Origin of the sequence: Neobacillus bataviensis LMG 21833 (genome assembly GCF_000307875.1) — a bacterium.
Taxonomy (GTDB): Bacteria; Bacillota; Bacilli; order Bacillales; family Cytobacillaceae; genus Neobacillus; species Neobacillus bataviensis.
Genome location: NZ_AJLS01000131.1, coordinates 1 through 23,433, shown reverse-complemented (window position 1 = coordinate 23,433; position 23,433 = coordinate 1). Strand labels below are relative to the sequence as shown.

General features: G+C 38.4%; 28 protein-coding genes. 19 read left to right on the top strand and 9 right to left on the bottom strand.

Going from position 1 to position 23,433, the window contains the following annotated elements; translation table 11 throughout:
* The first annotated feature begins 12 nt into the window (after window positions 1–12).
* Window positions 13–933, top strand: coding sequence for a DUF4349 domain-containing protein (locus BABA_RS19430; protein WP_007086942.1), 921 nt, complete (start codon window positions 13–15; stop codon window positions 931–933).
* 89 nt (window positions 934–1,022) lie between these two features.
* Window positions 1,023–1,682 carry a potassium channel family protein gene (locus tag BABA_RS19425; RefSeq protein WP_007086941.1) on the top strand — a complete coding sequence of 220 codons (660 nt, stop codon included), beginning with the start codon at window positions 1,023–1,025 and terminating at the stop codon, window positions 1,680–1,682.
* Between the two features lie 43 nt (window positions 1,683–1,725).
* Here BABA_RS19425 and rnjA read toward each other — a convergent pair whose 3' ends face one another.
* The 3 genes from rnjA to def all read right to left on the bottom strand — a co-directional run bounded on the left by rnjA (window position 1,726) and on the right by def (window position 4,625).
* Window positions 1,726–3,393, bottom strand: coding sequence for a ribonuclease J1 (rnjA, locus tag BABA_RS19420; protein ID WP_007086940.1), 1,668 nt, complete (start codon window positions 3,391–3,393; stop codon window positions 1,726–1,728).
* A gap of 3 nt (window positions 3,394–3,396) precedes the next feature.
* On the bottom strand, window positions 3,397–3,609 hold the full coding sequence (locus BABA_RS19415) for a DNA-dependent RNA polymerase subunit epsilon (protein ID WP_007086939.1): 213 nt from the start codon (window positions 3,607–3,609) through the stop codon (window positions 3,397–3,399).
* 461 nt (window positions 3,610–4,070) lie between these two features.
* The gene (def, locus tag BABA_RS19410; RefSeq protein ID WP_007086938.1) at window positions 4,071–4,625 is read right to left on the bottom strand and encodes a peptide deformylase; all 555 of its coding nucleotides are present in this window, start codon (window positions 4,623–4,625) and stop codon (window positions 4,071–4,073) included.
* 172 nt (window positions 4,626–4,797) lie between these two features.
* Between def and BABA_RS19405 the strand changes: the two genes are divergently transcribed.
* The 6 genes from BABA_RS19405 to BABA_RS19380 all read left to right on the top strand — a co-directional run bounded on the left by BABA_RS19405 (window position 4,798) and on the right by BABA_RS19380 (window position 11,207).
* Window positions 4,798–5,463 carry a YkyA family protein gene (locus tag BABA_RS19405; protein WP_235749752.1) on the top strand — a complete coding sequence of 222 codons (666 nt, stop codon included), beginning with the start codon at window positions 4,798–4,800 and terminating at the stop codon, window positions 5,461–5,463.
* A gap of 397 nt (window positions 5,464–5,860) precedes the next feature.
* A complete protein-coding gene (pdhA, locus tag BABA_RS19400; RefSeq protein WP_007086936.1) occupies window positions 5,861–6,976 on the top strand; it encodes a pyruvate dehydrogenase (acetyl-transferring) E1 component subunit alpha in 1,116 nt (371 codons plus the stop codon).
* A 3-nt stretch (window positions 6,977–6,979) separates the two neighbouring features.
* On the top strand, window positions 6,980–7,957 hold the full coding sequence (locus tag BABA_RS19395) for an alpha-ketoacid dehydrogenase subunit beta (protein ID WP_007086935.1): 978 nt from the start codon (window positions 6,980–6,982) through the stop codon (window positions 7,955–7,957).
* 118 nt (window positions 7,958–8,075) lie between these two features.
* Window positions 8,076–9,383 (top strand): dihydrolipoamide acetyltransferase family protein, encoded by a 1,308-nt coding sequence (locus BABA_RS19390; protein WP_007086934.1) that lies wholly within the window; start codon window positions 8,076–8,078, stop codon window positions 9,381–9,383.
* A 4-nt stretch (window positions 9,384–9,387) separates the two neighbouring features.
* Window positions 9,388–10,803 (top strand): dihydrolipoyl dehydrogenase, encoded by a 1,416-nt coding sequence (lpdA, locus tag BABA_RS19385; RefSeq protein ID WP_007086933.1) that lies wholly within the window; start codon window positions 9,388–9,390, stop codon window positions 10,801–10,803.
* Window positions 10,804–10,964: 161 nt separating this feature from the next.
* On the top strand, window positions 10,965–11,207 hold the full coding sequence (locus tag BABA_RS19380; protein WP_007086932.1) for a hypothetical protein: 243 nt from the start codon (window positions 10,965–10,967) through the stop codon (window positions 11,205–11,207).
* Window positions 11,208–11,228: 21 nt separating this feature from the next.
* On the opposite strand, the gene BABA_RS19375 is transcribed toward BABA_RS19380, so the two are convergent.
* The gene (locus tag BABA_RS19375; RefSeq protein WP_007086931.1) at window positions 11,229–11,663 is read right to left on the bottom strand and encodes a DUF1885 family protein; all 435 of its coding nucleotides are present in this window, start codon (window positions 11,661–11,663) and stop codon (window positions 11,229–11,231) included.
* 161 nt (window positions 11,664–11,824) lie between these two features.
* Here BABA_RS19375 and BABA_RS19370 point away from each other — a divergent pair, with 161 nt between their 5' ends.
* On the top strand, window positions 11,825–12,124 hold the full coding sequence (locus BABA_RS19370) for a DUF3055 domain-containing protein (RefSeq protein ID WP_007086930.1): 300 nt from the start codon (window positions 11,825–11,827) through the stop codon (window positions 12,122–12,124).
* Window positions 12,125–12,292: 168 nt separating this feature from the next.
* A complete protein-coding gene (locus BABA_RS26740) occupies window positions 12,293–12,415 on the top strand; it encodes a GapA-binding peptide SR1P (RefSeq protein ID WP_083865448.1) in 123 nt (40 codons plus the stop codon).
* Window positions 12,416–12,487: 72 nt separating this feature from the next.
* Here BABA_RS26740 and BABA_RS19365 read toward each other — a convergent pair whose 3' ends face one another.
* The gene (locus BABA_RS19365; RefSeq protein WP_007086929.1) at window positions 12,488–13,960 is read right to left on the bottom strand and encodes an aminotransferase class I/II-fold pyridoxal phosphate-dependent enzyme; all 1,473 of its coding nucleotides are present in this window, start codon (window positions 13,958–13,960) and stop codon (window positions 12,488–12,490) included.
* 208 nt (window positions 13,961–14,168) lie between these two features.
* Between BABA_RS19365 and BABA_RS19360 the strand changes: the two genes are divergently transcribed.
* A complete protein-coding gene (locus BABA_RS19360) occupies window positions 14,169–15,128 on the top strand; it encodes an NAD(P)H-dependent flavin oxidoreductase (RefSeq protein ID WP_007086928.1) in 960 nt (319 codons plus the stop codon).
* 43 nt (window positions 15,129–15,171) lie between these two features.
* A complete protein-coding gene (locus tag BABA_RS19355; RefSeq protein WP_040347000.1) occupies window positions 15,172–15,444 on the top strand; it encodes a UPF0223 family protein in 273 nt (90 codons plus the stop codon).
* A gap of 18 nt (window positions 15,445–15,462) precedes the next feature.
* Here the strand turns inward: BABA_RS19355 and BABA_RS19350 are convergent, their stop codons facing one another.
* Window positions 15,463–16,113 (bottom strand): YktB family protein, encoded by a 651-nt coding sequence (locus BABA_RS19350; RefSeq protein WP_007086926.1) that lies wholly within the window; start codon window positions 16,111–16,113, stop codon window positions 15,463–15,465.
* Window positions 16,114–16,292: 179 nt separating this feature from the next.
* Between BABA_RS19350 and BABA_RS19345 the strand changes: the two genes are divergently transcribed.
* Complete coding sequence (locus BABA_RS19345) at window positions 16,293–16,487, top strand: hypothetical protein (RefSeq protein WP_007086925.1); 195 nt, start codon at window positions 16,293–16,295, stop codon at window positions 16,485–16,487.
* Window positions 16,488–16,701: 214 nt separating this feature from the next.
* Window positions 16,702–17,496: an inositol monophosphatase family protein gene (locus BABA_RS19340; RefSeq protein ID WP_007086924.1), complete on the top strand. Its 795-nt coding sequence runs from the start codon at window positions 16,702–16,704 to the stop codon at window positions 17,494–17,496.
* Between the two features lie 26 nt (window positions 17,497–17,522).
* Here BABA_RS19340 and BABA_RS19335 read toward each other — a convergent pair whose 3' ends face one another.
* On the bottom strand, window positions 17,523–17,708 hold the full coding sequence (locus BABA_RS19335) for a YlaF family protein (RefSeq protein WP_007086923.1): 186 nt from the start codon (window positions 17,706–17,708) through the stop codon (window positions 17,523–17,525).
* Window positions 17,709–17,884: 176 nt separating this feature from the next.
* Between BABA_RS19335 and typA the strand changes: the two genes are divergently transcribed.
* The 3 genes from typA to BABA_RS19320 are packed head-to-tail and all read left to right on the top strand — an operon-like array spanning window position 17,885 to window position 20,360.
* The gene (typA, locus tag BABA_RS19330) at window positions 17,885–19,723 is read left to right on the top strand and encodes a translational GTPase TypA (protein ID WP_007086922.1); all 1,839 of its coding nucleotides are present in this window, start codon (window positions 17,885–17,887) and stop codon (window positions 19,721–19,723) included.
* A 24-nt stretch (window positions 19,724–19,747) separates the two neighbouring features.
* Window positions 19,748–20,053: a YlaH-like family protein gene (locus BABA_RS19325; protein ID WP_007086921.1), complete on the top strand. Its 306-nt coding sequence runs from the start codon at window positions 19,748–19,750 to the stop codon at window positions 20,051–20,053.
* 13 nt (window positions 20,054–20,066) lie between these two features.
* The gene (locus BABA_RS19320; RefSeq protein WP_007086920.1) at window positions 20,067–20,360 is read left to right on the top strand and encodes a hypothetical protein; all 294 of its coding nucleotides are present in this window, start codon (window positions 20,067–20,069) and stop codon (window positions 20,358–20,360) included.
* Between the two features lie 41 nt (window positions 20,361–20,401).
* Here BABA_RS19320 and BABA_RS19315 read toward each other — a convergent pair whose 3' ends face one another.
* Window positions 20,402–20,602, bottom strand: coding sequence for a YlaI family protein (locus tag BABA_RS19315; protein ID WP_007086919.1), 201 nt, complete (start codon window positions 20,600–20,602; stop codon window positions 20,402–20,404).
* 169 nt (window positions 20,603–20,771) lie between these two features.
* On the opposite strand from BABA_RS19315, the gene BABA_RS19310 reads away from it, so the two are divergent.
* Complete coding sequence (locus BABA_RS19310) at window positions 20,772–21,227, top strand: pyridoxamine 5'-phosphate oxidase family protein (RefSeq protein WP_007086918.1); 456 nt, start codon at window positions 20,772–20,774, stop codon at window positions 21,225–21,227.
* Window positions 21,228–21,270: 43 nt separating this feature from the next.
* Here BABA_RS19310 and BABA_RS19305 read toward each other — a convergent pair whose 3' ends face one another.
* Window positions 21,271–21,861: a YhcN/YlaJ family sporulation lipoprotein gene (locus BABA_RS19305; protein WP_007086917.1), complete on the bottom strand. Its 591-nt coding sequence runs from the start codon at window positions 21,859–21,861 to the stop codon at window positions 21,271–21,273.
* Window positions 21,862–22,030: 169 nt separating this feature from the next.
* Between BABA_RS19305 and BABA_RS19300 the strand changes: the two genes are divergently transcribed.
* On the top strand, window positions 22,031–23,359 hold the full coding sequence (locus BABA_RS19300; RefSeq protein WP_007086916.1) for a PhoH family protein: 1,329 nt from the start codon (window positions 22,031–22,033) through the stop codon (window positions 23,357–23,359).
* Window positions 23,360–23,433: the final 74 nt, after the last annotated feature.

Below are 23,433 nucleotides of genomic sequence, written 5' to 3'. Positions count from 1 at the left end.
GGTGCCAAGGGAATGAAAAAGCTAGTAAAGGTATTTCCGGTTTTTGTAATCGCGATAATAATAGGAATAACCGGCTGCAGTTCGAGCAGCAAGAGCGAAGACCGTGCAAAAATGAGTATGGATAATAAAACAGAAATGGATTCGTCGCAGTCGGGCAGTGGTGAGCAACCGGCTCTAGTGGCAACAGATAATAAAGCAAAGGCAAATCAATCAACATCCACTGTAAATTTGGAGGTACCAAACCAGATGGTAATCTATCAGGCTGACCTCCAGTTACGCGTAAAAAAATTTGAGCAAACTGTCCGAAGCTTGGAGGAAAAAGCAGAGAAATATGGCGGTTATATCGCTGAGTCCAATGTGTCCAGAGAAGGAAATGAGCAGGTTAGCGGCAGTCTGAAAATAAGAATACCACAAAAGTATTTTCAAGATTTTTTACATGATGCTGAGGGGCAAGCGGCAGAAGTGCTGCAGAGGAATATCACCGGTCAGGATGTCACAGAGGAATATGTCGACTTAGAATCAAGACTGAAATCAAAAAGAGTCGTTGAGGAACGGCTTCTGGCCTTTATGAAGGACGCAGTAAAAACGGAAGATTTACTGAAAATTTCAACGGATTTAGCGGCTGTTCAAGAAGAAATTGAAATGATTGAAGGAAGAATGAAGTTCCTAGAAAACCAAACATCACTTTCGACAGTGACGATTACCCTTTATGAAAATAAGGTCATTATTCCGAACATAGATAAAGACAAGTTAAATACTTGGGAAAAAACAAAACAGCAATTTATGAAAAGTACCAATCTGTTATTAGCCGGCCTATCAGGATTAGTTGTATTTATAATTGGAAACATACCAGTTTTGGCCATTTTTATCATTATTGGAATTTTTCTTTTTGTATTTTATAAAAAAAGGAAAAATAGAAATAGTCAAGGTTAAGTAGTGATAACTCTCTCTATAAAAAAAAGCTGAAGAATGCTACAATAAACATCATATTGGATTATTGCTTTTTTCGGGGGAGTTTATTTATGAAGAAGAGTTTTGCTGTCATAGGGCTGGGAAGGTTTGGGGGAAGTATTTGCCGTACTTTAACTGATGAAGGAATGGAAGTATTAGGTATTGATGAAAATGAAGAACGTGTAAATGAGTTTGCCATGATTGCGTCCCATGCGGTAGTTGGTGATTCAACGGATGAAAACGTCTTAAAAAGTTTAGGAATTCGCAATTTCGACCATGTGATTGTTGCGATTGGCGATGATATTCAGGCAAGTATTCTCACAACCCTTATCTTAAAGGAATTAGGGGTAGGCCGTGTTACAGCAAAGGCCCAAAATGATTATCATGAAAAAGTTCTTCGGAAAATAGGCGCCGACCATGTTGTCCATCCGGAGAGGGACATGGGAAGAAGGATTGCCCATAATATGGCTTCAAGTAATGTTGTTGATTATCTTGAGCTCTCGGATGAACATAGTATTGTCGAAATTGTGGCAAATGGAAAATTAAGCGGTCGCACCATAATGGATATGGATATTCGTAAGAAATATGGATTAAATATTGTCGCCATTAAAAGGGGAGAAGAAATTATTGTATCCCCGCAAGCAAAAGAAACGCTATATGAAAATGACGTGTTAATTGTGATTGGTAATGACACGGATATCGACAGATTTGAAAAAAAAGTGCTGGAATAAAAAACGGAAATGCTCTAATTAGGGCATTTCCGTTTTTTTATTCTTACACTTCCATTATAATCGGTAAAATCATTGGTCTTCGCTTTGTTTTTTCGTATAAGAAAGGTGCTAATGTATCCGTGATTTCATTCTTAATTTCTGACCACTGGCTTGTCTTTCTTTCCATTACTTTATTTAAGTGTTTGGTTATCAGATTTTGAGCGTCATTGATAAGGTCGCCGGATTCCCGCATATAAACAAATCCGCGAGAAATGAGATCCGGGCCGGAAGCGATTTTAAAATCTTTCATATTAATGCTCACAACAACGACAACTAACCCTTCTTCTGACAGAATTCTACGATCCCTTAATACGATATTTCCAATATCACCCACACCGCTGCCATCAATATAAACAGATCCAGATGGAATCTTACCGGCTACTTGAGCCGTTTGGTCAGAAAGAGCGAGTACTTCGCCGTTGTCCATAATAAAACAATTTTCTTCTTCAACACCGCAATCGACAGCAAGCTTTGCATGCATTTTCTGCATCCTGTATTCACCATGAATCGGCATAAAGAATTTTGGTTTAATTAACCTGAGCATTAATTTTTGTTCTTCTTGTCCTCCGTGTCCAGAGGTATGGATGTTACTTAATTTCCCGTGAATGACTTCCGCGCCAGCACGGTATAGCAAATTAATCGTTCTGCTGACACTGATTGTGTTTCCTGGGATTGGTGACGATGAAAATACGACAGTATCGCCAGGAATAATTTGAATTTGTCTGTGCGTCCCATTGGCAATACGAGAAAGGGCTGCCATTGTTTCACCTTGACTTCCTGTACAAAGAATGGTGACCTTATCAGCGGGCAATCGGTTAATTTGATTTGGTTCAATAAATGTTTCCTTTGGCGCCATAATATACCCTAAGTCAATTCCAATATTGATCGCGGCTTCCATACTTCGGCCAAAAACGGCAACTTTTCTTCCATTCTCCACCGCAGCCTCTACCACTTGTTGCAGCCTGTGGATATTAGAAGCAAAGGTAGCAAAAATGATCCGCCCATCCACTTTTCTAAAAATATCTTGGATGCTTTCGCCAACCCGGCGTTCAGACATGGTGAAATCAGGAATTTCACTATTTGTACTATCTGAAAGTAGACACAAAACACCTTCTTTTCCGATCTCCGCCATTTTGGTTAAATTGGCTGGTTCCCCTACAGGAGTAAAATCAAATTTAAAATCACCCGTATGGACAATTTGTCCCGGTGGTGTTTTTACGACAATCCCGTAGGAATCAGGAATACTATGGGTAGTTCGGAAGAAGGTTACCGATGTTTTGCGGAATTTAATAACATCGTCTTCTTTAATTTCAATTAATTTAGCATTCCTAAGCAGACCGTGCTCTTCCAATTTATTTTTAATTAGCCCCAGCGCAAGTTTGCCGCCGTAGATGGGGATATTTACTTCGCGCAATAAATAGGGGATTCCGCCAATGTGGTCTTCATGTCCGTGTGTGACAAATAAACCTTTTATTTTTTCTTCATTTTTTACTAAATAAGTGTAATCAGGTATAACATAATCAATGCCTAATAATTCATCCTCAGGGAATTTAATTCCGGCATCGATTAAAATAATTTCATCCTGGAACTGCACTGCATACGTGTTTTTGCCAATTTCGCCTAAACCTCCGAGGGCAAAAACAGCCGTTTGATCATTTTTTACAAATTTCATAAATTATTCAATCTCCAATACTTTAAAGTCTTCATTTTGTTGTTCGTATTCTAAAAATGCCCCTGTAACTTCCTGTACAAATTCAACATTATATCCTCGGTCGGCAATTTTAATGCGAACCTCTCTTGCTGAATCTCCTTTTATAAAAAGGGTTTTAGTGTTTTCTCTTACAGGGACCTGACTAATGCTTTCTTGATAATATACTTTATATATCATGACAAATTCGCTCCTTACTCAATCATAACTTTTTCTATTATATATAATATTTTCATCTTTTTCATTTATTTTCTTTGGAAGACCATGGACTATTTATGAAAAAGTATGTAAAAATCACCTATTTTTACAATTTACAATAACGAATGAGCCCTTCGCAAGTTTGAAGGGCCCTTAAAAATAGTTAGGCAATGGATTTTTTTCTGAGTAAATCTTTCCACTGTTTTAAAAGCTTTTTCCTTAGCTTCTTTAACATAGTGGATCATCTCCTTACCTCTTATTTTATACGAACCTTGTCCAATGTAAAGCTTGCTAGGGCAGATAATCGAAATTATTTAAAAAATAAATGTTTTTACCTATTATTATATGATGAATCCGCTGATTTTTTCATGGATAAACATGGAATTTACAATGCCCCACTACAAAAAAAAACACCGGCCGCAAATAAAGGCCTGTGTTTCACCTTATCTTTCGATAGCAATTGCACCTTCGATTGCCATAAATGGATCTTGTTTATTGATATAGTCATAAAACATGATGCCATTGAGGTGATCGATTTCATGTTGAAAACAAATAGCAGCAAGTCCTTTTAAGCGGAGTTTGACCACTTCACCGGCAAGAGTGATTCCCTTAACCGTAACCCTTGCATGTCTTGGAACAAACCCCGGAATTGGTTCGTCCACAGAAAGACAGCCTTCACCTGCTTGTAAATACGATTTTTCAACAGAGTGGCTGATGATTTTTGGGTTAAACAAGGCATAGCTATAAAGCTTTCCGGTGTCGTCAGATAAATGAACGGCAATCATCCGTTTCGAAACATTTATTTGCGGAGCAGCTAAACCAATTCCCGGGCGTAAACTATATTCCGTAGCAATTTCGCCATTTTGGCTATTAATCACATATTCTAAAAGGCTGGATAAAATTTGTTGATCCTCTTCTGATGGCGGCATGGCGACTTCCGCAGCCACCTTTCTAAGGGTGGGATGGCCATCTCTAATAATATCCTCCATCGTTACCATGAACCTTCACTCCTGTGTTCAAAAAAGTTATTAGCAATCATTAGTCTATCAAACATTAGATGAAATGTTAACAATTGATTGATTGAACATCCGTATTTTTTACTCCATGAATATTGTCAAACAAATAAAGTATAGATATAGTTAAAGTTGGCAGCAGTTAGGAGGTTTCAAGGTGTTGTGTAAACGAAGCAGTCGTTATTTACTATCTATTGCAGCTATATCAGTGTTCATTTTATCGGGTTGTGTTGGAAACAAGACACCCGCTGAAAAGATGTATGACGTATTAGAGGATGTAGTAGCAAAAGAAAAGGTTTTTGAAGAACAACAGGATCCGCTTGTTACGTTGGAAAAGAAAGAGAAAAGGATATATGACCAAATTATTGAACTTGGAATGAAAGAATACGACCAGATCGTAAAGCTTTCAGATGAAGCAATCCAATTAACCGATGAAAGAAAAAAGCATATGGAAAAAGAAACAAAAAGCTTGAAAGAGTCAGAGCAGGCATTTAAAAAGATTGCAGACATTAAAGATGAATTTGATGATACTGAAGTTATAAAAACGGCTAATGAATTAAACGATGTTATGATGCAGCGGTATCAAGCACATGAATGGTTATATAAGGAATATTCTGATGCTTTAACATATGATAAAGAATTATATGGAATGTTTAAAAACAAGAACCTGCCCTTAGAAGATCTTGAAGCGCAGGTAAATAAATTAAACGATCAGTATAAACAGGTTTTTGACGCCAATGAAAAGTTTAATATGCTGACGGATCAATATAATGATAAGAAGCAATCGTTTTATAAAAAGGCAGGATTAAAATCGAATAAATAATCGTCTCTCCATCGATTAGCATCGGCCGACAAGAGTCGATGCTTTTTTCTATATTATAACAATGAAAATTATGGCGGGATTTTATATAACAGATTTGGGTTTAATGCTGGTACAGTTGTTAGATTTGAATTTATAGTTTTTATCGTGTTAATGATGGAAAATAATGATACATAGTATTTGACGGGTAAAAAATATTGATGTAAACTCATAAGTGTGCTGAAAAATTGTATTAATGATGTTACATAAAAGAGTAATACAGAATAAAATGATGATGAAATAATCTTTTCATGTTTTATCATATTTCCATTACGCTTTTAATCTCTGCTTTTTGGGTAATCTAACTTAGTGGATTTATTTTTAAAATTAAGCTCTGAATAGAAAGGAAGAGGTGACCAAAATGGCTTCTAAACTTAAGAACGCCCAGCTTGATGCGAGAGTAGCGCTCGAGACTGTAGAAGATCAATTTCAAACGCTTCAAATTCTTAATGAACAAGGTGAGGTAGTTAACGAGGCAGCAATGCCTAACCTAACAGATGAACAACTCCAGGAATTAATGCGCCGCATGGTTTATACAAGAATTCTTGATCAGCGTTCTATTTCTTTAAATCGTCAAGGGAGATTGGGTTTCTATGCGCCAACTGCTGGACAAGAAGCTTCTCAATTGGCTTCACAGTTTGCGCTTGAAAAAGAAGATTTTATTTTACCTGGATATCGTGATGTTCCGCAGATTGTTTGGCACGGATTACCGTTATCGCAAGCATTTTTGTGGTCAAGAGGACATTTTCAAGGCGGGCAGATTCCTGAAGGAGTTAATATTGCTATTCCTCAAATCATTATCGGCGCCCAATATGTTCAGACTGCCGGTGTAGCACTAGGTATGAAAAAACGTGGAGCAAAAGCAGTTGCTATTACTTATACAGGTGACGGTGGAACATCGCAAGGAGATTTCTATGAAGGAATTAACTTTGCTGGTGCATTTAAAGCTCCTGCGATCTTTATTATTCAAAACAACCGTTTTGCTATTTCAACACCTCGCGAAAAACAAACAGCTGCCCAAACACTTGCACAAAAAGCTGTTGCAGCGGGTATCCCTGGTATCGTAGTTGATGGTATGGATCCATTGGCTGTTTACGCGGCAACACATGATGCACGTGAGCGTGCACTTAATGGTGAAGGTCCAACTCTTATCGAAACATTAACATACCGTTATGGCCCGCACACAATGGCAGGTGATGACCCTACTCGTTACCGTACCGCTGATTTGGACAATGAGTGGGAAAAGAAAGATCCGCTTGTCCGTTTCCGTAAGTTCCTTGAAAACAAAGGACTTTGGAGTGAAGAAAAGGAAAACCAAGTAATTGAACAAGCTAAAGAAGATATTAAAGAGGCAATTAAAATTGCGGATGCTGCTCCTAAACAAAAGGTGACAGATCTCATCTCCATTATGTATGAAGATATGCCTTTTAACTTAAAAGAACAATTTGAAATTTATAAAGAAAAGGAGTCGAAGTAAGCCATGGCTCAAATGACAATGATCCAAGCAATTACAGATGCATTACGTACGGAATTACGTAATGATCCGAATGTGTTAGTATTCGGTGAAGACGTGGGTTTAAATGGCGGTGTATTCCGTGCGACAGAAGGACTGCAAAACGAATTTGGCGAAGATCGTGTATTTGACACACCACTTGCTGAATCAGGTATTGGCGGTTTAGCGGTCGGTCTTAGTTTACAAGGCTTCCGTCCTGTACCAGAAATTCAATTCTTCGGGTTTGTTTTTGAAGTAATGGATTCTATCTCTGGTCAGGCTGCCCGTCTTCGTTATCGTACAGGAGGAAAATTTAATGCTCCTGTAACATTCCGTTCGCCTTTTGGAGGCGGCGTACATACACCAGATATGCACGCTGACAGCTTAGAAGGTCTTATGGCACAATCACCTGGTGTGAAAGTTGTCATTCCGTCAACACCATATGACGCTAAAGGTCTTCTTATTTCATCTATCCGTGACAATGATCCGGTTATCTTCCTTGAGCACATGAAGTTATATCGTTCATTCCGTCAGGAAGTACCAGAAGAGGAATATACGATTCCGCTAGGGAAAGCTGACGTGAAACGAGAAGGCAAAGACGTGTCCATAGTTACTTATGGTGCAATGGTTCACGAATCCTTAAAAGCTGCAGAAGAGCTAGAGAAAGAAGGGTACTCTGCTGAAGTAATCGATTTACGTACAGTAAGCCCGATTGATATTGAAACCATTATTGCCTCTGTAGAAAAAACAGGTCGTGCGATTGTTGTTCAAGAAGCACAAAAACAAGCTGGTATTGCCGCCAACGTCGTAGCGGAAATTAACGACCGTGCCATTTTGAGCTTAGAAGCGCCTGTACTGCGAGTTGCGGCACCAGATACTGTATTTTCGTTCCCGCAAGCGGAATCCGTTTGGCTTCCTAATTATAAAGATATAATCGAAACAGCTAAAAAGGTATTAAACTTCTAAAACTATGCAGGGGTTACACCTGTAGAGTTCGCAATATATTCGGGAAAGGTTTTTCTTTTCCCGTTTTCATCGTAGCAAAGTTGACAAAAATTTACGTAAAAATAGGAGATGAATCTCAGTGTCATTTCAATTTAAAATGCCTGACATCGGTGAAGGTATTCACGAAGGGGAAATCGTCAAATGGTTTGTAAAGCCAGGTGATAAAGTCCAAGAAGATGATGTCCTATGTGAAATACAAAATGATAAAGCAGTGGTTGAAATCCCATCCCCAGTTGAAGGGACAGTTCAGGAAGTTTTAGTAGGTGAAGGAACCGTTGCTACAGTTGGCCAGGTTCTTGTTACCTTTGATGCACCTGGTTATGAGAACCTGCAATTTAAAGGCGATGACCATGCTGAAGAAGCACCAAAACAAGAGGAAGCACCTACAGCTCCTGTGCAAGAGGAAAAACAAGAAACGGCGGCTCCAGCACAGCAACAGGCTGAGGCAGATCCGAATCGCCGAGTAATTGCAATGCCATCTGTTCGTAAATATGCACGTGAAAAAGGTGTTGAAATTCGTCTTGTTGCTGGTTCCGGAGATAACGGACGTGTCCTTAAGACAGATATTGATGCATTCTTAAACGGCGGTGCTGCAACCCAAGCTCCAGAAACAGTGTCAGCTACAGCGGCTGAAGAAGCCAATACAGAGGCTCCAAAGGCTGCTGCGCAGGTTCCACAAGGTGAATATCCGGAAACAAGGGAAAAAATGAGCGGCATTCGTAAAGCAATTGCTAAAGCAATGGTTAACTCTAAACACACTGCACCACATGTAACATTAATGGATGAAGTGGATGTAGCAAAACTTGTTACACATCGTAAGAAATTCAAGGAAGTAGCTGCAGCAAAGGGTATTAAGCTTACTTTCTTACCATACATCGTAAAAGCTTTAACAAGTGCATTACGTGAATTCCCAGCGTTAAATACATCACTTGATGATGCTACGAGTGAAATCATTCATAAGCATTACTACAATATTGGGATTGCCGCAGATACAGAAAAAGGCTTGCTAGTACCGGTTGTTAAGGATGCTGACCGTAAATCTGTTTTCACTATTTCAAATGAAATTAATGAATTAGCAGGCAAAGCTCGCGATGGTAAACTTGCTCCGAATGAAATGAAAGGTGCATCATGCACAATTTCAAACATTGGTTCTGCCGGTGGACAATGGTTTACTCCTGTTATTAATCATCCAGAAGTAGCTATTTTAGGTGTTGGCCGGATTGCTGAAAAACCAATTGTGAAAAATGGCGAGATTATTGCTGCTCCTGTTTTGGCACTTTCATTGAGTTTTGATCACCGGATGATTGACGGTGCCACTGCACAAAATGCATTAAATCATATTAAACGTTTATTGAACGATCCTGAATTATTGTTAATGGAGGCGTAATCTAATGGTCGTTGGAGATTTCCCTATTGAAACAGATACTATAGTCATCGGTTCAGGCCCTGGCGGATACGTGGCAGCCATTCGTGCTGCCCAGCTGGGTCAAAAAGTAACGATTGTTGAAAAGGAATATGTTGGCGGTGTATGTTTAAATGTTGGCTGTATCCCATCTAAAGCATTGATTGCAGCGGGCCACCGTTATGAAACAGCGATGCATTCTGAGTCATTCGGAATAACAGCTGAAAATGTAAAAGTTGATTTTTCTAAGGTTCAGGAATTTAAAGCTGGAATCGTCAAAAAATTAACAGGCGGTGTGGCAGGATTATTAAAAGGAAACAAAGTTAACATTGTTAACGGTGAAGCATACTTTGTGGATGCCAATACATTACGTGTAATGGATGAAAATTCTGCCCAAACGTATACCTTTAAAAATGCTATTGTTGCGACGGGTTCCCGTCCAATTGAGCTTCCAACTTTTAAATATTCAAAACGTATCCTAAATTCTACCGGAGCACTTAACTTAAATGAAATTCCTGAAAAAATCGTTGTGATCGGTGGCGGTGTAATCGGAATTGAGCTTGGCGGTGCCTACGCAAACTTTGGCAGCCAAGTGACTATTTTAGAGGGTGCAGATGAGATTTTAGGTATGGGTATTTTTGATAAGCAAATGGCATCTCTTGTAAAGCGCAATATGAAGAAAAAGGGCGCAGAATTCTTTACAAAAGCATTGGCTAAAGGTGTAGAAGAAACTGAAAACGGTGTGGTAGTCACATTTGAAACAAAAGGCGAAGAGAAGAAAATCGAAGCCGATTACGTATTTGTAATGGTTGGCCGCCGTCCAAACACTGATGAAATGGGCTTAGAACAAGCTGGTGTAAAAATGAGCGAACGCGGACTTATTGAAATCGACAAACAATGCCGTACGAATGTCAGCAATATTTACGCGATTGGTGATGTTGTTCAAGGACCGCAATTAGCGCACAAAGCATCCTATGAGGCTAAAATTGCCGCCGAGGCTATTTCTGGTCATTCTTCTGAAATTGATTACTTAGGAATTCCGGCTGTCGTCTTTTCAGAACCTGAGTTAGCATCAGTTGGCTATACAGAAGTACAAGCGAAAGAAGAAGGTATTGAAGTGAATGCTTCTAAATTCCCATTTGCTGCAAATGGACGTGCCTTATCCCTTGATAGCGGTGATGGATTCTTAAAATTAATCACTCGTAAAGAAGACGGTCTGGTAATTGGCGCGCAAATTGCTGGAGCAAGTGCATCAGATATGATTGCCGAGTTAGGATTAGCGATTGAGGCAGGGATGACTGCTGAGGATTTAGCTATGACTATCCATGCCCACCCAACACTTGGTGAAATAACTATGGAAGCAGCAGAAGTTGCTCTTGGAACCCCAATTCACATCATTAAATAATAAAGAAATAAAGTCCTTTCGTTAAAAAACGAAAGGACTTTATTTTTTTGTGGAGAATTAGTTAAAAATGAAAAATATCCCTTTCCACTAGAACATATACTTGTAAGACTAGATGTTTTTGTTCATTCTTAAAATCAATGGATTTTGAGTGGTGATAAAATATGAGAAACTATGTGGTCATATTGCTCCAGTTTATTATCTGGAGCGGCTATACGCTGATAGAATGGATTTCAAAACATGATCAGCTCATTTATAAAGTAATCATGTTTTTTATATTTTTCTATTTGGCCTTTATATTAGGAAACCAAGTGACAAAATCAAATCGAAAAACACTCTTCATAACTGTACTTAGTTTAGTTATTTATACTTCGATTCACTATACAATGGCTCAATTTTTGCATTAAAAAAGCTCCGAAAGGGAGCTTTTACTTTCTTGGGTAGTAATACATGATTCTTTCGTTAAAGAGATGCAGTTCACCTTGCAGCTTTTTAGCAAGGAATTTAGCAAATTCGTTTGCCTTACCTTTGTCTCCATGAGTAGATTTTTCAGGCAGAGTGATTTGAATGTTCACCTGCTCGCTTTCCTGTCCATCCTCACTGCGAACAGTTTCTGTGTCAACACCAATTAATATAGCATAATAGCGTTCATGATCTGAATGTAAATAAAACCACTTTCCTTTGCCATCCTCTGTTTCTTTTATTTCATACGGAAAGGCAGTATCTCCGTATTGCCAATTCAATTGATCGCCCGTTTTAGTAGTAATATTTTTATAGTAATGAAATAAGTCCTTTACCTCTTCAATTGTTACTGTTTGTTTAGCAGATGAGGGCACAAGCTTAATAAATGCGTTTTCAGCCATCATCATTCCCCCCCTATAGTCAATTGATTATGCAATTCTATTCTAGCATTGATTAAAAAGTACTGACAACACTTACCGAGATAAATAACCAAGTTTCTTGTTATTTTTAAAAAAGTGAATTATAATAATATTCTAAATACTTGAGGAAAAGGAGGGGCTATATGGAACTATTTGATAAACTCTATGATGAGCATGAAAATGCAAAGGTGAGGTTCATTGGCTTTACCACAGAAGATACTCGTTATGATTTCGGTATTATTTACACGAATTTGTTTTTTGGAAAACCACTGGTTGTCTGCATGCAAACAGGCCGTTCAACTCTCCTCGACCCTAAAGACATTGAAGATATTGACTACCTTCAAACTGTATTCCGTATCCCAGATAAACAACAGGCATCAGATTTAGCAGATTTTTTTAGCACTACACTTCCATCTATTCCTTTTGTCACCCAATATGAGTAAAATATTTTGAGAAAGGACCCCAAAAGGGTCCTTTTTTAATAAAATATTTTTAATGTGACATACAATTTAGGCTTGAAAAATTAAATGTGATATATTATTATTACATTAAGGATGTTTAAACGCTTTCAAAAATCATGATCATTCAATTAAGAAAAGGGGATTGAACAGATGGGTACTCTTGTATGCCAAACTTGTAACTCTACTATTGATCATTTTGAAGATGAAAAAGTAACAGTGCTTTATTCGAAGTGTAACTGTTGCGATGACCATCACAATGCAGAAGAGAAATAAATTTTATTAACCATTCATATAAAAATTGAAAACAGGATTCCTTCCCGGAATCCTGTATTTTTATGGGTATCGTTATTTTATTGCTTTATATTCCTTGATAACATGAATAAATTTAATTTCATCGTCTTCAGGACCTTGAACAGGCAATCCTGCCTCAAGATTTTCATGAATGTAATGAAGGTTTTCTTTTGTAATGATTTCGCCGGGAATAAAGATTGGGATCCCTGGTGGGTACACCATAACAAATTCAGCAATGATTCTGCCTTCCGATTCTGCAAAAGGAATGACTTCCGTTTCAGCATAAAAAGCATCCCGTGGTGTTAAGGCAAGAATAGGAATTTCAGGCAAAAGAACCTTTACTGGTTCAATTTTTCCTGGACGATGTTCACATTCTGCCGCAAGCTCTTTTAAGGCATTTACTAAAAGATTAGCTTCATTCTCAGTATCACCGAACGTGATAATGCAAAGGATGTTATAAAGGTCTGATAGTTCTACTTCGATATTATGATTTTCTCTTAACCAATTTTCAACCTCATAGCCAGTCATACCAAGCTCTTTTACGGAAATAATCAGCTTTGTTGGATCATAATCAAAAGTAGCTTTGGAGCCTAAGATTTCTTCGCCAATACAGTGTAAATGATCGATTTCATTGATTTGTTTACGAATGGACTGGGCTAAGCGAATCGTTCTGCCAATTAATTCTTTCCCCTTGGTTGCTAACTGCTTACGGGCAACATCGAGTGATGCTAACAGCAAATACGATGTAGAGGTTGTTGTTAACATGCTTAAAATCGACTGTACATGTTTAACAGATACCAACCCTTCTTTTACATTTAGAATGGAGCTTTGCGTCATGGAGCCGCCAAGCTTATGGACACTTGTTGCGGCCATATCAGCACCAGCCTGCATGGCTGAAAGCGGCAGCTCATCATGGAAATGAATATGGACGCCGTGTGCCTCATCAACCAAAACAGGCACATGATAGGAATGGGCAATTTCAACAATTTTCTTCAAATCTGCTGAGATTCCAAAATAGGTAGGGTTAATGACTAATACCCCTTTTGCATCTGGATGCTGCTCAAGTGCCTTTTCTACGGCATCTGTTGTAATTCCATGGGAAATTCCTAATTCTATATCAATTTCAGGGTGAATAAAGACTGGGACAGCACCGGAAAAGACAATGGCTGACATGATAGATTTATGGACGTTTCTAGGTATGATGATTTTATCGCCAGGTCCGCAAACAGCCATGACCATTGTCATAATGGCTCCGCTTGTACCCTGGACTGAAAAGAAAGTATGATCTGCGCCAAAGGCTTCAGCGGCTAAATCCTGTGCTTGTTTAATCATTCCCTTTGGGTGATGGAGATCATCAAGGGGGGCAATATTAATTAAGTCAATTGAAAGGGCATTATCGCCAATAAACTGGCGAAATTCCGGATCCATTCCAGCACCCTTTTTATGACCTGGAATATGGAATTGAACTGGATTTCTTTTTGCATGGGCTACTAAACCGCTGAATAACGGTGTTTGATTTTGTGACAATGATTACTACACCTCTTTATAAAAATTACTCATAATAACTATGGTCAATAAAACATAAAACAATGGAATTATAGCACTAAACTCTGGGATTGCATAGATTACTTTATTTATTATTTTTAATTACTTCAAGTTAGTTTTCCTTTTAGACAGGAAATTTACCCTTATAAGCCGAAATAACAAATTAACAAATGATGAGGAGTGATTTAAATTGAATTGGCAGACAAGAGTGACGGACATTTTGAATATTCGTTATCCGATTATCCAGGGAGGACTTGCCTATTTGGCTTATTCTGAATTGGCAGCGGCCGTTTCAAATGCTGGGGGGCTGGGGCAAATTACTGCAATGTCATTAAGCAGCCCCGAGCAACTTAAAGCGGAAATTCGAAAAGTAAAAGTGCTAACCAACAATCCGTTTGGGGTTAATTTTGCGATTGGTCAGCATGGCAGACCATTTGCTGATTTCCTCCAGGTGGCGATTGATGAAAACGTACCAGTGGTTTCAATGACAGGCGGAAACCCAGCGCCGATTTTTGAACAGTTAAAAGGAACATCAATAAAAACACTTGTCCTCGTGGCAGCAAGACGGCAGGCGATGAAGGCAGAACAGCTGGGAGCAGATGCAGTAATGGTTGTAGGGCAGGAAGGAGGCGGCCACCTTGGCAGAGATGATATTGGTACCATGGTATTAATCCCTCAAGTAGTCGATGCCGTTTCCATTCCAGTGATTGCCTCAGGGGGCATTGGTGACGGAAGGGGCTTGATGGCAGCGCTAAGTTTAGGAGCTGAAGGAATTGAAATGGGAACCAGATTTATCGCTACGAAAGAATGTGTCCATGCACATGAAATATACAAACAAACATTAGTGGAAGGAACCGAGTCAGATACTGTAGTGATTAAGCGAACATTAGGTGCACCTGCAAGGGCCATCGCCAACACCTGGACAGAGAAAATTATTGAAATTGAGGGAACAAAGGGTGATTATGACCAATTAAAGGATTTTATTAGTGGAACGGCCAATAAACGATACATATATGATGGTGCAACAAATGAAGGCTTTGCATGGGCCGGTCAGGTGATGGGGCTGATTAAGGACGTACCTGCCGTTGCAGAACTATTTACACGAATGATCAGGGATGCGGAACAAATTCGTGCAAAATGGGGAAAATAAAGGTATGATTCACAATGAGTGAAAATAGTTGGCAGGTGAAAAAATGGAATACCAATATCCGATTGATTACAGTTGGTCTACAGATGAAATCGTTGATGTCATTAAATTTTTTGAAGCGGTTGAGAAGGCCTATGAAAAGGGAATTGAACGAGACGAGATGATGAAGACCTATAGAAGGTTTAAAGAAATTGTCCCTAGTATCGCAGAAGAAAAAACCATTTGCGGCGAATTCGAAGAAATAAGTGGATATTCTTCCTATCGTACAATTAAAAAAGCAAAAGAATCCGTATCAGGTGACAGAATCATCATGAAATAAGAAAAAACTCCCGGAAAATTATTTCGGGAGTTTTTCCAATTTCATGTTTTGGGCAATTTTATAAAGTGGAGCCACATTTTTAAATACATCCTCAATTTGCTGTAATAACCCTTCAGAACCTAACTGGATGGTTTGATCCCGGTCAATCGTATAACCACATAATAACTCTGCTTTTTTTACATTTTGCAGTCTAGCAAAGTTTGTAAGCAAATCAGCTTTTGACAATTTACTGTGTTTAATTGTATCAGGCTTCATATGATCTAACGACCAGACGAAGTCTTTTGGTATTTCTTTAAATATTTTAGCTGCCTTTTTGGTGAATCTTGCGCCCATGTCCTCTTTGTGCGGTGCTTCATAAATGACGGCAAACCAAATAAATAAATGGGTATGCCACAAGCCTATTTGGAAATGAGGCAGCATTTTATAGCCGCGGGGATTATTGGCAAATGCCACCCACGTATCTTTTGGCGGATTGATTGTCCGTCTTGCATGCTTAGCCACATGGACAAACATTTCATCGCCTGTTAAGCAGGATAAGGACGGAGCAAAGTGCTCCCCTAAACACTCCAATTTAGGTCGGATTGTACTTTTAAGTGCGTCCATTCTTGCTTCCAAACCATCTATTAAAAACACATCAAAATCTTCATTGGTAAATCCGTTGAAATCCATCTGAAATCCCTCCCACACGCAATTCGTCATTAATTGTAGCATATTGTCAAGATTACAAGAAGTTTGTTGCTTATATAGGTTAGAGCACATATTTGTTGCAACACTTCAAGATTACTCATATGATACAGTAAAAAAATAATCAGAAAAGTCAATCAAAGCAGAGGAAGGGGAGGAGAAAGGTGAAACAATTGATGAATACGTCTTTAAAAAAAGCGGGCGAAAAAGAGAGGACAGCGGTATTGAGATTAGAAATGGATTATGAATTGGCGGTATTATTTGAAGCAATTGAGGAAAAGAATGAGAGGAAAATGAAAGAATGTAAACAAAAGTTAGAAAAAATTCGCCAGGAATTATTACGATTAAAAGCTCTTTGATTGATGGGAGTTATTTTAATCAAAGGAGTAATAAATTGGAATGAACCAAAAAAGAATAATTTATTTGCTTATCTAAAACGGACTCCAAAAATGGAATGTGAGGAGTTCGTTTATTATTGTGCAGATATGTGATAATTTGAACGTAGGAGATACATCAAATAATCGATCACGCTTCATACTACATACATTATAAATTGAGGAATGGAGGAGTATTATGATTTGGGAGGAAATTGATACCCATGCAAAAGAATGGGTAAAGGAAGCAGGAGACAGGATCCGTTTATCCTTTGAGAAGACGTTAAATATTGAATCCAAGTCAAACGCCAATGATCTTGTTACAAATATAGATAAGGAAATTGAACAATTTTTTATAAATAAAATTAGAGGGGTATATCCGGAACATAGAATTATGGGTGAAGAAGGATTTGGTGATGAACTGAACAGCCTTGAGGGAATAGTCTGGTTAATTGATCCCATCGATGGAACGATGAACTTTATTCATCAGCAAAGGAACTTTGCCATATCTATAGGGGTTTATGAAAATGGAATTGGCCAAATCGGCCTCATTTATGATGTGGCCCATGATGAACTGTATCATGCAATTCGTGGCAAAGGTGCCTTTATAAATGGAAAACCGATACCATTACTTAAGGAATCAACAGTGAAGGAATCCATCATTGCCCTTAATGCTACATGGGTAATGGAAAATCATCGTATCGATCATCATTTATTGATACCATTAGTTAGGGATGCCAGAGGGTCAAGGTCTTACGGGACTGCTGCACTTGAAATGGTGTATGTGGCAACGGGAAGGGTAGATGCCTATCTTTCGATGCGATTATCGCCTTGGGATTTTGGTGCCGGGGCAGTCATTGTAGAGGAATTAGGTGGTGTAGTAACCAATTTAAAGGGAGAAAAACTTAATTTTCTTACCCAAGATTCACTTTTGACAGCAAATCCTGGTTTACATCAAGAGGTCTTAAAGAATTATTTAAAAATTGATCAATAAAAAAGAAGCCTATAGGCTTCTTTTTTTTACAATTCCCCATTTTCACGCATTTTCCTTTTGGTTCTAAATCCCATACCCATGATGACAATAACTGCCAAAATACAGGCGATTGCTCCAACTAGACTTTTTTCACTAATAGCAATCCCAATTCCCATGATACCTGCTGCTGCAAGAATGGAGTAAACAAGCAAAGACCATTTCACATTATTCATTTTTTATACCCCTTTATCAAAATAAAAACTGCCTCGATTGACAGGTTTTTTAAGTATATTTTTTATTCTACATAAAATGATTATAAGTTTCCACTTTAAGTATGGTATAATATTTTAGTTGTATTTGGGAAACTAAAAATAGCTGTTATTTTTATAAAATAGGTAGGAGTGGAATTTTGAAACTAAGAGAAGATGTACGTAATATAGCGATCATTGCCCACGTTGATCATGGAAAAACGACTTTGGTTGACCAATTGTTAAAACAATCTGGAACGTTTCGTTCTAATGAGCACGTGGAAGAACGTGCGATGGACTCAGGTGATATAGAAAGAGAACGCGGAATAACTATCCTTGCGAAGAATACCGCGATTCAATATAAAGATACAAGAATCAATATTTTGGATACACCAGGACACGCAGACTTTGGCGGTGAAGTAGAACGAATCATGAAAATGGTTGATGGTGTTCTGCTTGTGGTCGACGCTTATGAAGGCTGTATGCCACAAACTCGTTTTGTGCTTAAAAAGGCTTTGGAGCAAAAAATCACTCCGATTGTTGTTGTAAATAAAATTGACCGTGATTTTGCCAGACCTGCCGAAGTAGTGGATGAAGTTATCGATTTGTTTATTGAACTTGATGCAACAGAAGATCAACTTGAATTTCCAGTCATCTACGCATCAGGTATAAACGGGACTGCCAGCAAAGATCCAGAAAAGCAAGATGAAAACATGCAGTCATTATATGATGCAATCGTCGAATATATCCCTGCCCCTGTTGATAATCACGAAGAACCATTACAATTCCAAGTAGCTCTTCTAGATTATAATGATTATGTAGGAAGAATTGGGATTGGACGTGTTTTCCGCGGAACGATGCATGTTGGTCAACAAGTTGCTTTAATGAAATTAGACGGTAGTGTGAAACAATTCCGGGTGACCAAGATCTTCGGTTTCTTCGGGTTAAAGCGTGAGGAAGTTCAAGAGGCAAAAGCAGGTGACTTGATTGCTGTTTCAGGTATGGAAGATATAAATGTCGGCGAAACAGTATGCCCAACAGAACATCAAGAAGCATTACCAATTTTACGAATCGACGAACCAACATTGCAAATGACTTTTGCCGTAAACAATAGTCCATTTGCGGGAAGAGAAGGTAAATATTTAACCTCTCGAAAAATTGAAGAAAGACTTCTTGCTCAATTGCATACAGATGTAAGTTTACGGGTTGAAAACACGGATTCTCCGGATGCTTGGATTGTATCCGGTCGTGGTGAACTTCATTTATCGATTCTGATTGAAAACATGCGCAGGGAAGGCTACGAGCTTCAAGTTTCAAAACCTGAAGTCATTGTTAAAGTGATTGACGGAGTACGCTGTGAGCCCGTGGAAAGAGTTCAAATTGATGTTCCTGAGGAACATACTGGTTCCGTAATGGAATCCATTGGTGCCCGCAAAGGTGAAATGCTTGATATGATTAATAATGGTTCGGGTCAAGTCCGCCTAATTTTTAATGTACCAGCACGTGGTTTAATTGGGTATACTACTGAGTTTTTAACAATGACTCGTGGATATGGAATTATTAATCATACCTTTGACAGCTACCAGCCAATGCTGTCTGGACAGGTTGGAGGTAGACACCAAGGTGTTCTAGTCTCAATGGAATCCGGAAAAGCGTCAACATATGGTATAATGCAGGTAGAAGACCGTGGTACGATATTCGTTGAACCTGGTACGGAAATATACGAGGGAATGATTGTTGGCGAAAACACTCGTGAAAATGACATAACTGTAAATATCACAAAAGTGAAGCAAGCAACAAATGTTCGTTCAGCAAATAAAGACCAAACATCAGTCATTAAAAAACCACGTATTATGACATTAGAAGAGTCATTAGAATATTTAAATGATGACGAATATTGTGAGGTAACACCTGAATCTATTCGTCTCCGTAAGAAAATTCTTGATAAAAATGAACGTGAAAAATCAGCTAAAAAGAAAAAATATGCTGAAATGAGTTAAGCGAAAAAGGAGTGCAAGTAAGAGATGGAAGGATTTTCCCCTAGTCTTAGATTTTTCATTGAACTAACCAATACACAGACTGCTGTATGGTTACAGTATGGATATATTGTGTTATTATCGGTGATTGTATATCGGTTAGGCTTTGCTAAAAAATTGCCTTTGTTAAAAAATATAGTCATATACGCATGCCTGATGATTGGGTGTTTGGTAATGCTGATTTTTTCTTACGCTTTACCGATTGCAGAAGCACTAGCAGTTGCTGCTCTGTTATTAATCGTATATAAAATTCGTCTGCACCAAACGAAAAAGAATCAGGCAGAAGTGAAATAACGGGGGGAAAATAATGAAATCCTTACAGGATGCACTCTATAATTGGCTTACTATTAAAGTTGTAGTTGATGCCCGGCCTGATGATCTTGCAGCTAAAGAAACACTAGATTTTTTCGATGGGATGCTATCAACAGAGCATGAAGTGTCAAACATTGATATTATTACTGATGATGTGATGTATTATCTTTCCTATCAACAGGGTGAAGAAACAAAAAAAGCGCGGTATCCACGTGAATTAATTGAAATTATGTTGGATCAAATTAACAAAGAACCTGAAAAGTATGAGGACTATCCGATAGAAAACTAAAAAAGTGCTGGCCTGTTATCAAAACAGGCCAGCACTTTTTGTTACCATTCATCCTTTTCTGATTTTGTCCGATATAATCGGAAATTTCCTGTATCGATTCTGGCGTTTGTTTTTTGAGTTATTCTAGCGCTGCAGCTATTGCACATATATGTATGGATTGGACGATTACGAAGACGTTTCGCTGTTAAGGACTCATCTTCAATCGCTTCAATTTTATCGCAAATTACACACTTTACTCGCATGATACACCTCTTCAATTCTTTCTTAAAATCTGAATGTTTGTATTACAGTATACCATGTGTGAACACCACATGTAATCAAATGGTTAGAGTTGATGAAAAAAAGGGATAGTAGTAATATGAGAATATCTGTTTACAAATAAACAGAAGGATAAATAAAGGGGTTGTAAAAATGGCAAATCAAGTGGAACCAAGACTAATCAAGCCATTATATGATGAAATGCAGAAAGAACGTTTTGTCACGTTGGCAACAATTGATTTTGAAACAAGCGGGCCAAATGTTAGTGCTATTTCCTGGGTGTTGGCTAAAGATGACAGTACGCTCTATTTTGCTGTTGATAATCGTTCGCGGATATTAGAGAACATCAATAAAAATAACAAGGTAGTCATTAATTTGATTGCAAATGAATCTACATATTCGATTCAAGGGGAAGCACAGCTAAAAGAAGAAAGATTACAGGACGTGCCATTAAAACTCGCTTTAGTGGAAGTGACTATAAGGGAAGTAAGGGATGTCATGTTTTATGGATCCAAAATTGTCACTGAAGTCCAGTATGATAAGACCTATGATAAAAATGCTGCTGAAAAATTGGATCGACAAGTGATGGAAGCAATGAAAAAAGCTTAGTGATAAACTAAGCTTTTTTTGATGAACGGGCGCTTACGCTTTTCTATTTATGTTGATTGGATTGATCTTCTTGTTCTTTGTTTAGCTTTTCTTGTTCATTTGCTGGAAGTTTTTTATTAGGCTTTTCTGTTGCGTTTTTTGGACTAGGTGTGATTAAATCACCTGGAATTTCAGGCATTAATCGACCTGCCACATCTGCTAGTTCCTCCATAATACCTCGTATTGGTCTGCCCTTTTTAATATCAGCCTGGATTTCTTTTAGGCGCTCGGTTGTGTCTGCATCGGCTACAACTACTGCGTTGGCGCCATAAGGGTCTTTCCGTAGGCTCTCCGCTACCGAATATTTAATGGAGCCAACCTGAGAACGGTCGATTTTTGCATTAACATCAATACCAACAATGGCATATCTCCCCAAAACGACCGCAGTTGCATCATTTACATTTGGAATACTTGTGGCGAGCATCACTAACCGCTGTGATATTTCCTGCCCAGATTTCCTATCCACACTTTCAATATAACTATTTTTCACATTTACTATTGAATGATTTTCACTTTTGGCAATCTCTTTATGTTTATTAGTATTACATCCCGCTAAGAGTAAACATATTGGGATGGTTAACAATAGTTTCTTCATCTTAAAACCTCCTCCAAGAAGATTAGTCATATGGTTTCATTCACAATTATTGTGTGAAACGTCTTCTATCTTTATTCCAATAAACATATATTTTACCAAAGTCCAATCTAGCAAAGGGTTGTTGAACTGATTAACAAGCCTGACACCAAGTGAAGCAGGAGGCGTCGCTTTGAGTAAAATATACGTGTTGGATACAAATGTCTTATTACAAGACCCGTATTCCATTTTTTCCTTTGAAGATAATGAAGTTGTTATTCCGGCAGTCGTTCTCGAAGAGGTGGACTCAAAGAAAAGATACATGGATGAGGTTGGAAGAAATGCAAGACATGTATCAAGATTGATTGATGGCCTTAGAGCCTCAGGAAAGCTGCATGAAAAAATCCCGCTCGATAGAGGGGGATCGATAAGAATTGAATTAAACCATCGATCCTTTCACGAGCTTCAGGATATTTTCGTTGAAAAGACAAATGATAATCGAATTCTAGCGGTAGCAAAAAATTTATTTTTAGAGGAGCAAGTAAAAGAAAACGGTAAGCCGGTTATTATTGTAAGTAAGGATGCGTTAGTGAGGGTAAAAGCAGATGCAATAGGATTAACGGCCGAAGACTTTTTAAACGACCGCGTGGTAGAAATAGAACATATTTATACGGGGTTTTTTGAGTTACTCTTGCCAATTGAATTATTAGGCCGTTTTTATGAAAAGGGCGAGCTATCGCTTTCAGAGGTTGCTAACCACCCGTTTTACCCCAATCAATTCTTGCTTATGAAGGATATTCTTGGCAGCTCTGCCTCAGCAATAGGGATGGTGGATAAAACTAGTAAGAAAGTAAAGAAATTAACGCTAAATCAAGAGCATGTTTGGGGCATTCATTCAAGGAATGTCCAGCAGACTATGGCGATAGAATTGTTATTACGAAAGGATATACCACTGGTTACCTTAACGGGGAAGGCAGGAACAGGGAAAACACTGCTTGCTCTTGCTGCAGGATTAATGCACACAGAGGATTTTAGGGAATATAAAAAATTATTAGTAGCAAGACCTATTGTTCCTGTTGGAAAAGATTTAGGATTTTTGCCGGGGGAAAAACAAGAAAAGCTTAGACCCTGGATGCAGCCAATTTATGATAATTTGGAATATCTCTTTAATACAAAAAAGCCTGGTGAACTTGATGCTATATTAGCCGGTATGGGCTCAATCGAAGTGGAGGCATTAACGTACATTCGAGGAAGAAGCTTACCGAAACAGTTTATTATTATCGATGAAGCACAAAATTTAACGAAGCATGAAGTGAAAACCATCTTAACCAGGGTAGGGGAGGGCAGTAAGATTGTATTAATGGGCGACCCGGAACAGATTGATCATCCATACCTTGATGCCTATAACAATGGATTAACCTATGTGGTTGAAAAATTTAAAGATCAAGATATCTCTGGTCATGTAAAACTATTAAAAGGAGAACGATCTGGGCTGGCAAGACTTGCAGCAGATTTGTTATAGGAAAAGCGGAAGGCGCCCGCTTATCGGCGTATGGACTGGAGCGCTTCGACTGAGATAAAGGAAACACGGTGAGC